The sequence below is a fragment of the Frankia sp. CgJB1 genome (assembly GCF_977947065.1).
Genome location: NZ_CDWTNB010000125.1, coordinates 3,427 through 12,497, shown reverse-complemented (window position 1 = coordinate 12,497; position 9,071 = coordinate 3,427). Strand labels below are relative to the sequence as shown.

9 protein-coding genes and 1 pseudogene are annotated in these 9,071 nt (G+C 69.3%); 3 read left to right on the top strand and 7 right to left on the bottom strand.

All coding sequences use genetic code 11. The annotated features are described in order from the left end of the window. From AC08OT_RS14390 to AC08OT_RS14375, 4 genes are all read right to left on the bottom strand, one after another. Positions 1-503 (bottom strand): ATP-dependent Clp protease proteolytic subunit (locus AC08OT_RS14390; RefSeq protein ID WP_476602909.1); only part of this gene is annotated, 503 nt, incomplete at its 3' end. Then, positions 500-1,216: an ATP-dependent Clp protease proteolytic subunit gene (locus AC08OT_RS14385; protein WP_462203099.1), complete on the bottom strand. Its 717-nt coding sequence runs from the start codon at positions 1,214-1,216 to the stop codon at positions 500-502. The genes AC08OT_RS14385 and AC08OT_RS14390, both read right to left, overlap by 4 nt. A 488-nt stretch (positions 1,217-1,704) precedes the next feature. Then, the gene (locus AC08OT_RS14380; RefSeq protein WP_476593554.1) at positions 1,705-2,247 is read right to left on the bottom strand and encodes a MerR family transcriptional regulator; all 543 of its coding nucleotides are present in this window, start codon (positions 2,245-2,247) and stop codon (positions 1,705-1,707) included. 372 nt (positions 2,248-2,619) lie between these two features. Then, positions 2,620-3,108 carry a MerR family transcriptional regulator gene (locus AC08OT_RS14375; protein ID WP_476593551.1) on the bottom strand — a complete coding sequence of 163 codons (489 nt, stop codon included), beginning with the start codon at positions 3,106-3,108 and terminating at the stop codon, positions 2,620-2,622. Positions 3,109-3,495: 387 nt separating this feature from the next. Here AC08OT_RS14375 and mce point away from each other — a divergent pair, with 387 nt between their 5' ends. After that, positions 3,496-3,921, top strand: coding sequence for a methylmalonyl-CoA epimerase (mce, locus tag AC08OT_RS14370; RefSeq protein ID WP_462188654.1), 426 nt, complete (start codon positions 3,496-3,498; stop codon positions 3,919-3,921). A 152-nt stretch (positions 3,922-4,073) separates the two neighbouring features. Here the strand turns inward: mce and AC08OT_RS14365 are convergent, their stop codons facing one another. Further along, positions 4,074-4,568, bottom strand: a complete 495-nt coding sequence (locus AC08OT_RS14365) for an LppP/LprE family lipoprotein (RefSeq protein ID WP_476593550.1) — start codon at positions 4,566-4,568, stop codon at positions 4,074-4,076. Between the two features lie 17 nt (positions 4,569-4,585). Between AC08OT_RS14365 and AC08OT_RS14360 the strand changes: the two are divergent. After that, positions 4,586-5,266, top strand: a pseudogene (locus tag AC08OT_RS14360) (acetoacetate decarboxylase family protein); the annotation flags it as partial. Between the two features lie 124 nt (positions 5,267-5,390). Here AC08OT_RS14360 and AC08OT_RS14355 read toward each other — a convergent pair. Then, positions 5,391-7,166 (bottom strand): aldehyde dehydrogenase family protein, encoded by a 1,776-nt coding sequence (locus tag AC08OT_RS14355; protein WP_476593549.1) that lies wholly within the window; start codon positions 7,164-7,166, stop codon positions 5,391-5,393. Positions 7,167-7,267: 101 nt separating this feature from the next. Beyond that, positions 7,268-8,500 (bottom strand): thiamine pyrophosphate-dependent enzyme, encoded by a 1,233-nt coding sequence (locus AC08OT_RS14350; protein ID WP_476593548.1) that lies wholly within the window; start codon positions 8,498-8,500, stop codon positions 7,268-7,270. A gap of 212 nt (positions 8,501-8,712) precedes the next feature. Between AC08OT_RS14350 and AC08OT_RS14345 the strand changes: the two genes are divergently transcribed. Then, entirely contained in the window at positions 8,713-9,045 is a 333-nt protein-coding gene (locus AC08OT_RS14345) for a YnfA family protein (protein ID WP_476596027.1), read from the top strand. Positions 9,046-9,071: the final 26 nt, after the last annotated feature.

Genomic DNA, 9,071 nt, shown 5'->3' with positions numbered 1-9,071 from the left:
AGACGTACGCGCAGGATCTCCCGCGCCCGGATCTCGATGTCGCTCGACTGGCCCTCGCCCTGCGCCGACGGCTGGTGGATGAGGATCCGGCTGTTCTCCAGCGCGAACCGCTTCCCCGGCGTGCCCGCCGCCAGCAGCACCGCCGCCGCCGACGCCGCCTGCCCCATGCAGATCGTCGAGATGTCCGGCCGCACGAACTGCATCGTGTCGTAAATCGCCGTCAACGACGTGAACGACCCACCCGGCGAGTTGATGTAGATCGAGATATCCCGGTCGGGATCCTCGGACTCCAGGAACAGCAACTGCGCCATCACGTCGTTCGCCGACACATCACCGATCTGCACACCGAGGAAGACGATCCGCTCCTTGAGCAGCTTCGAGTACGGATCCATGCCGTACTCGCCGCGGGAGGTTTTCTCGATGATGTTCGGCAGGACGTGACGGGCCCTCGGTGCACCGCCGCCCAGCATGATCCCGCTCGCGGCGGGAGGCCGCCCGGTCATCGCCCGCTCCCGCCGCCGGGGCCGAAACCGGTGCGGCCCGCCCGCCGCAGACCGATGCCCGCTCCACTGACCACACTGGGTACCTGATCCACCCGGGCGACCACGTGATCGACGAGACCATACTCCTTGGCCTCCTCGGCCGTGAACCACCGGTCCCGGTCGGAGTCGGTCTCGATCTGCTCGACGGTCTGCCCGGTGTGGAAGGCAATTCGCTCCTGCAGCGTGCGCTTGGTGTACAGCATCTGCTCGGCCTGGATAGAGATGTCAGCAGCGGTGCCGCCGATGCCGCCGTGCGGCTGGTGCATCATGATCCGGGCATGGGGCAGCGCGTAGCGCTTGCCCGCCGTGCCGGCGCAGAGCAGGAACTGCCCCATCGAACCGGCGAGACCCAGCGCGACCGTCGCCACGTCGTTTCCGACGTACTGCATCGTGTCATAAATCGCCATGCCGGCGGACACCGAGCCACCCGGCGAATTGATGTAGAGGTAGATGTCGGCCGCGGGATCCTCGGCGGCGAGCAGCAGCAGCTTGGCGCTGATCGCGTTGGCCACCGCGTCCTCGACCACGGAACCAAGGAACACGATCCGGTTCTCGAGGAGCCGGCTGAACACCTGGTCGTCCGCGGAGCCGAGCCCGGGTGCAGCGGCCTGCGCGGTAGCCCGGTGCGGACCCCCCGGCCCGGCCTGCGTGAGGCGCGGAAAAGATTCGATCATGGTACGTCCTCCCGCCGGCCGTCGGGAATGGGTGCGAGCACGATGGGCCGGCGTCACCAGCGTTGCCGGGAAATCCGCGCCCATGGCGCTGATCTGCTGGCGGCAGATCTGCTCACGGCAGACGCGACGTCCCGTGGAACGACTCCAGCGACCTTCCCCAAGGGGATACCGGACGACGACGCCTGCCCGGCCAGTCCCGGATCCCGTGGCGCCCCCGCCGGATCGTCCGGTCCACCCGGGCGGCACCCGCCGACCCTCGACCCGTGTCGAGCCGACCGCCGGAGGGTGTCCCTGCCTGGGAAGGCCGCAGTTTGATGACGAACCCCAGCCCCGGACCGTCACCGATCTCCAGCAGCGCGGCTCGACCACCACGGGACATGAGGCACCACGGGACATGAGGTCACGCCACCGCGGCCAGGCCGGTGGGGGCGCTGTGCCTCGTGATGCCGGCCCGGATGGCCCGGGCGGGCCGGGTAGAGCGGGCCGGGTCAGTTCTCCTCGGGCCCGAAAGGATCATCGAGAAAATCGAGGAACGAGCTGTCCAGGCGACCGGGACCAAGATCGCCTTGATCAACGACGTCCCGGCGATCCGGGCTTTCCCGCAGCGACCGGGCGGTATCGTCCCGCAGGCCAATCATGAAGTCCTCGGCGAGGCGCACCTGTTCCTGCAGGGATGCGAGCTTCTCCTCGGCCAGGGTAACCCAGGTTCTCAGCCGTTCCCGCAGTTCCCTGCGATGATCTGGGGCAAGATCGGGCTGGCCGATCCGCTCACGCAATGTGATGAGAGACCGCATCTCCTCGAGCGTGAACCCCAGCGGTTTCATCTTCTTAATGAGGAAAAAACGGTCGAGTGCGTCGTCGTCGTACAGCGGGAAACCACCCGCTGTGTAGCCTACCGGCGCGAGCAGGCCAGCATCCTCGTAGAAGCGGGCGGTACGCAGGGACAAGGTCACCAGGGTGGCAACGTCACCGATCCGGTAGCAGCCGTCACAGGCATCGGCGGAAGACCCGGCGCTGCTGGTTATGGACAATTCAACCCTTATCACGTGAGCATGACGACTGGTATTCGAGTGTCAAGCGTCTCTAGTATCGGCCACCCACAGCTACACAGGACCGGTAAAGATCTGGTAATCCATGGCCGACGCCGACCGTGACGTCGGTCACCAACCGACTCCGGTCGCTCCACAGGAGCCCAAGCGCCGGCCGCCACCCCGGATCCCGGTCACCCCGGCGAACCGGGGGGCTCCCACAAAATAGATAGCTTTGCAAAACGGATGGCCTTGACGCAGCGAAGGACCCGGGCGGGCGAGACAACCTGAACGAACCGAACCTCCGGGTAAAATCGGATATCTTGCCGGGATCGGACGATCCCGACGGCTCCGACCTCGGGGCACGGGCCCCCATCATGGCGGTTCCGGCACCCATCTCGGACGAGGTGACCATAGATTCACGAGTCCGTCTACCGTCCGGTCCGCATCACCGTGCAGGCCGATGACGAAGTCCTCCGCGACTCCCGCCTGCTGCCGCAGGGTGGCCAGCTTCTCCTCAGCCAGCACGACCCAGGTATGCAGCCGCTCACGCAGTTCGGTCCGCCGACTCTCGGAGATCGTCGAATCCGACAGCTCGTCGCGCACCGACAACAGCGACCGCATCTCCTCCAAGGTGAACCCCAGCGACTTCATCTTCTTGATGACGAGCAGTCGATCGACGGCCTCGTCGTCGTACAGGCGGAAGCCACCCGGCGTACGTCCAGCGGGAGTAAGCAGTCCGGCTTCCTCGTAGTACCGGACCGCGCGCAGCGAAAGCCCGACCCGCTCGGCAACCCCACCTATCTGACGGGTGTTTCCGCGGGCCGCGCGGAACGCGGAACGATCACGACGCGTCGTGGACACCGTAACCCTTACGTTCGTGCCTCGAAGACTCGGGCTAAAATAGTTGGCACTTGACTCTACGGCCTGTCTTCCGGGGACTTGAACGGAGTCTGCAACGAGGCCCCGCACACCACACCGCCACTCCGCGAACACACCGGAAGAACAATATCCGCCCACGGTAACATCCACGACAACAGTCACCCCGGCGACGTGGACCCCTGGCGAGGCCGCGGGCAGGGTGGGGCCCGGCCCGGGTCGCCCACGTCACCCCACGTCACGGGGGCCGATCGGTCGACGCCGGGATCGTGAACCGGCAGGCTCAGCGCGGACCCCGTCGCTTCGCGCCAGGGGCGGTGGGACATCGGCGGACAGGCCCCGATCGCGGGCCGGCAGAACGAGGAGACGGCTGTGCTGACCAGGATCGACCACGTCGGGATCGCGGTGGCTTCCCTCACCGAGGCCATCCCCCGCTATGAGGAGGCATTCGGTCTGGAGGTCGTGCACCAGGAGGAGAACGAGCGCCAGGGGGTGCGCGAGGCGATGCTGCTGGTCCACAGCGGCAAGACCGGGAACTCCTACGTCCAACTGCTAGAACCGCTGCGCGAGGACAGCCCAATCGGGAAGTTCCTGGCCAAGCGGGGGCCGGGCATCCACCACATCGCCTACGGCGTCGCCGACATCGACAGCGCCCTCGCGGCCCTGACCACGACCGGATTCGATCTGGTCAACAAGACTCCGGTGCACGGCACCGCCGGCAGCCGGATCGCGTTCATCCATCCCAAGGGCCTCGGAGGCGTGCTCACCGAACTCGTCGAGGCCGCCGAGGGGCACTGAGCCGGGCCGGACGGCCCCGCGTTGCCGCCGGCCCCTGTCCGGCCCCTGTTCGGGCGGGGCAGCGAAGGCGCGGGGCGACGAATCCCCGGCGACTGCCCCGGCGACTGCCCCGGCCCAGGACGGATCATGGATCGGGGATCAGCGGTCGCGGATCAGCGGCGGCTTCTCGCGGCGGACACGTTCGCGGTCGGGACCGGATCGAGCGGGACCACCGATGAACCGTTCCACTGGTAACGCACGGTCGCACCACCCGCCGTCGGGCAGCACATCGGATCGCTTGGCCGGTAGAGGTCGTACTGCAGGGCGACGACCCGGTCGGTGGACCAGATCCAGCGAATCGTGGCGCTCGGCTGCGGCAAGTCGTAGCCGACGAACCGGCCACGGTGGAAGAAGAACGCCCGCTGCGGATGCCCGTCCCCGGATGTCGACAGCAGTCCGACGATCACGCTGAGATCGTTGCTCCGGTCATAACCACCGAGGACGATCGGCGTGTACCCCGCCGATCGAACCAACGCCGCGGCGTTGGCGATGCTCAGCGCCGGGGTGCCGGATGTGGACGAGACAGCGGAGGCTGTCCCGGCGATCCCGCCCATCAGGATAAGCGTACCGATCATCACTGAAACGGCAAGTCCGCGACGTAGCGCCATGAGACCTCCCAGGTTCCGTGCTGATCCGACCCAACCTAGATGCCCTCTTCGGTGGGCGCCGACCAGCTAGGGGATATGGCCGGTATGTCGCCGGATTCGGACCGGTCCGCCCCCCGGCCGGCGGATCCGGCAGGCTCCACACCGGAACGGGCGGGAAGCCGTGCCGTCGGGGGGCACTGTCGGGGACCACTGTCGAGGGGCACTACTGTTGGTGGGAGGCGTATCCGCCGGAACCCTGGGAGCTGCGCGGTACGATGGTCATCTTCGTCTGGTTCGTGCCCCGCGCGGCGCTGGCCGGCGCCCCTCCCCGGGCGGTGACCGTTCTCGGCCGGGTCCCGGTGGCCACCGCCTGGGTTCGCTACGATCCGCGTGGCGTCCTCGCCTACCGTGAGGTCATGGCCGCCTTGCTGGTATGGCACAGGCGGCACCTGCACGTGACGGTCCCGCATATCTGGGTGGACAGCCCGGCGTCCCAGGTCGGCGGTCGCGCCCTGTGGGGGATTCCCAAGGAACTGGCCGTCTTCACCGAACGACCGGGCACGTCCACACGACCGGAAACGGCCCGGGACGCCGGCGGCACCCACCTGCACGCCCGGGACGCCACCGGGACAGACGCCACCAGGACAATCGTCGCCGCGGCGGTAAGCCGGGGACAGCGGCTGCCGGGCAGGTGGCCGGTCCGCTTCCGCGTGGTGCAGGATCTCGACGGCCAGCCCCGGGTGAGCCCGGTGCGGCTGGCCGGGCGGCTCGCCCTGCACCGGTCACGATGGGACCCGGCGGCGGAGGGTCCGCTGGGTTTCCTCACCGGGCTCCGGTCTCGGCTCACCGTCCGTCTGGACGACTTCCGGATGATTTTCGGAGCCGGAGCCGGAGCCGGCCGGGACGGCATCCCTCGTCCGGCCCGGCGTGCCCGCCGAGGGGCCTGTCGAGAGGCCCAGCCGCCCCGCCGACCGGCCTGACCCGCCCGGCCCGGCCGCCGCCGTGCCGGAGCCGCGCCGCCACCGCTGTGACGGCGAGCGCACCCGGCGCCCGGCGGAAGGTGGTCAGGGTCGCTCCCGGCACGTGCATCCGCAGGGTGGCGACCGAGCGGGGGCGGACGAACTCGCGCAGCCCCTCCGCGCCGTGCACCCGGCCGAACCCGCTCTCGCCGCTGCCCCCGAAGGGCAGGGCGGGCATCCCGGCAAACGCCAGCACCGCGTTGACGGACACCATCCCGGCGTCGAGCCGGCTGGCGATCTCGTCTCCCCGGGACCGGGAGAAGACCGTCGCACCGAGCGCGTACGGGGTGCCGTTGGCCAGCGTGACGGCCTCGTCGACGTCGGCGACGGTCCGGACGGTGGCGACCGGCCCGAACGTCTCCTCCTGCACGGCGGGGCTGCCCTCCGGCACGTCGACCAGCACGACCGGTTCGATGAAGGTGTCCCCCACCGACTCCGTCCCGCCGATCAGGGCGCTCGCGCCGCGGGCCAGCGCGTCGGCCACGTGGCGGCGCACGATCGCCGCCTGGCCGGGCATCGTCATCGGACCGTAGGATGCGTCCCGGTCGGCGCCGGGACGAACCCCGTCGAGCTCGCGGCGCAGTGCGGCGAGGAAGGGCGCGGCGACCGCCTCGGTCACGTAGATCCGCTCGACCCCGGCACAGGTCTGCCCGCCATTGGACATCGCTCCCCAGACCGCTGTCCGGGCGGCGGCGGCCACGTCAGCGTCGTCGGCGACGATCAGCGGATCCTTGCCGCCGCATTCGATCACCACCGGGACGAGGGACGACGCGCAGGCCGCCATGACCAGGCGGCCGGTCGCGGGCGAGCCGGTAAAGGCGATCTTGTCGACCCCGGCGGTACACAGGGCGGCACCGGTCGGACCGAAGCCGGTGACCATGGTCAGGACCCCGGCCGGCGCGTCCGGATTCGCCGCGGCGAACGCCGCGACCAGATACGCGCCCACCGCCGGGGTGTACTCGCTGGGCTTGAAGACCACCGTGTTACCGGCTGCCAGGGCATACACGATCGAACCGCTCGGGGTGAACAGCGGGTAGTTCCACGGCCCGATCACCCCGACGACCCCGAACGGGCGGTACTCGATCCGTCCGGTGTGGTTCGCCAGGAACGGACCGGGCGACACCCGACGGGTCCGCAGCACGCGGGCGGCGTTGCGGGCCGCCCAGCGGATGTGTTCCAGCGTCAGCAGCAGCTCGATGCGGGCATCGGCGGCGGTCTTGCCGTTCTCGGCGTGCAGGAGGTCGATCAGCTCAGTCTCGTGGCGGACGAGGTGCGCCGCCCAGCGCAGCAGATAGTCGCGCCGCCGTGCCGCCGTAAGCCCCGCCCACCAGCCCGCCGCCGACCGGGCGGCCGCCACGGCCGCCCGCACCTGGGTCGGCTCCATCACCGGGAAGCTCGCGACCACCGCGCCGGTGGCCGGATCCGTCGACAGGAGCGTCCCGATGCCGGCCTCCGGGCCCGCCTCCGGGCCGACCGCGCCAGTCACCCCGGTCTCCCGATTCGCCACGGTCTCCGGGTTTGTCGGGTTCGTCGAGTTTTCCGAGGTCGTCGGGTTTTCCGAGGTCGTCTCCTCGTCCGGGGTCGTCACGGTCGGCCGCATGGGGAGCTCCTCGCCGCTGGTGACGGAACGTCCTTCCCTTACCCGGCGAGGATATGACCGCCACCCGCAGAGAAACGAGTCCCGTCATCCTCAGATCATCCTCAGAGGAACGAGTCGCGGTACGCGGCGAACCACTCCCGTTGCCGGCGCTGATCGGCCGTCTCCTCCGCGGCGACATGGTCGAGCATCGAGGAGGGGTCCGGCGGGTCGAGGGCGAGGGTGTCCCGGCGCAGATCGGCCGCGGCGGCGTCGGCCCGCCGGCGGACCTCGTCAAACCAGCCGGCCTCAACATCGGCGGCGAGCAGCCGACGGAGGCGCTCGATGGGATCCCGGGCCTGCCAGGCGATGATCTCCTCCGGCGGCTGGTAGCGGGTCGCGTCGTCGGAGGTGGTATGCGGGGCCATCCGGTAGGTGTTGGCCTCGATGAGCACCGGGCCGCGACCGCTGCGCGCATGGTCGAGCGCCCAGGTGGTCACCGCATGCACCGCGAGCACGTCGTTACCGTCGACGCGCAGGCCGGGGAAGCCGAACCCGTCGGCCCGGCAGGCCAACCGCACCGGGGACTGCCGCCGGCTCGGCGTGGAAATCGCCCACTGATTATTCTGGCAGAAGAAGACGACGGGCGCACCGAAACTCGCCGCCCACACGAATGCCTCGTTGGCATCACCCTGGCTCATCGCACCGTCACCGAGATACACCATCACCGCCAGGTCGGTATCGGTGTCGCCGGTGCCAGTGCCGCCAGTGCCGGTGCTGGCGGCGCCGTCAAGGAGCACCCCCATCCCGAAACCGACGGCGTGCAGCGTCTGGGCCGCCAGAACAATCGTGTAATTAGCCATATTGTGACGGTGCGTATCCCAGCCATCGTGACTCACTCCTCGCAGCAGCCGAATCACCTCGACCGCCGGGACACCGCGGTGCCAGGCGACCGCGTGTTCCCGGTAACTGGGGAACAGGTAATCCCGGGGACGCGAGGCCGCGGCGGATCCGACCTGCGCGGCCTCCTGCCCCCGCAGCGGAATCCACAGGACCAGCTCACCCTGACGTTGCAGGGCCGTGGCCTCCTCGTCCAGCCGGCGGGCCAGGAGCATGGAGGTGTAGAACTCCATGCGCAGCTCGTGGTCGGCGAGCACCGAGAACCGAGAATCGGTGACCAACGAACCATCGGGGGCAAGCAGTCGGATGCCGCCATCGTCGAGTTCACCCGCCGCGGGCGAGGTGTTCTCCCCGAACGCACCGGGAAAATGATGCGGAACGGGACCGCCCACCGAATCCGGTTCGAGCCGCTGCATCGGCCCGCCGGTAATCAGTTCCGGATCCCGTACGACATTCATACCGAGTACCCCTCCCCCACCCGAAGATCACAGGACGTCCTACCATCGGAAACCATCGAAAAAGAGCGGTGTACCCGTGCGACACTACGCGGTGCGGACGGGGTGAAAACACGGGCGAGGTAACGACGAGATTCCGGCCACAGGATTCCGAGGCCGCAGGACGATGCCGGGAAGATGACGATGCCGGGAGAATACTGACTATCGTGAAGCACGTGGGCGTCGTCCGGTCTCTGCTGCTGTTCATGGTGGCCGCGGTCACGGAGATCGGTGGTGCCTGGCTCGTGTGGCAGGGCGTGCGCGAGCACCGCGGGCCGGTCTGGGTGGGGCTCGGGATCGGGTTCCTGGCCGCCTACGGCTTCGTCGCGACCCTCCAGCCGGACGCGCACTTCGGCCGGGTCCTCGCCGCCTACGGCGGGGTCTTCGTCGCCGGTTCCCTGCTCTGGGGCGTGACCGTCGACGGCTTCCGACCCGACCGCTACGACCTCGCCGGAGCCGCGATCTGCCTGCTCGGCGTCGCCGTCATCATGTACGCCCGGCGCGTGTGACGGCTGACGGCTGACGGCTGACGGCT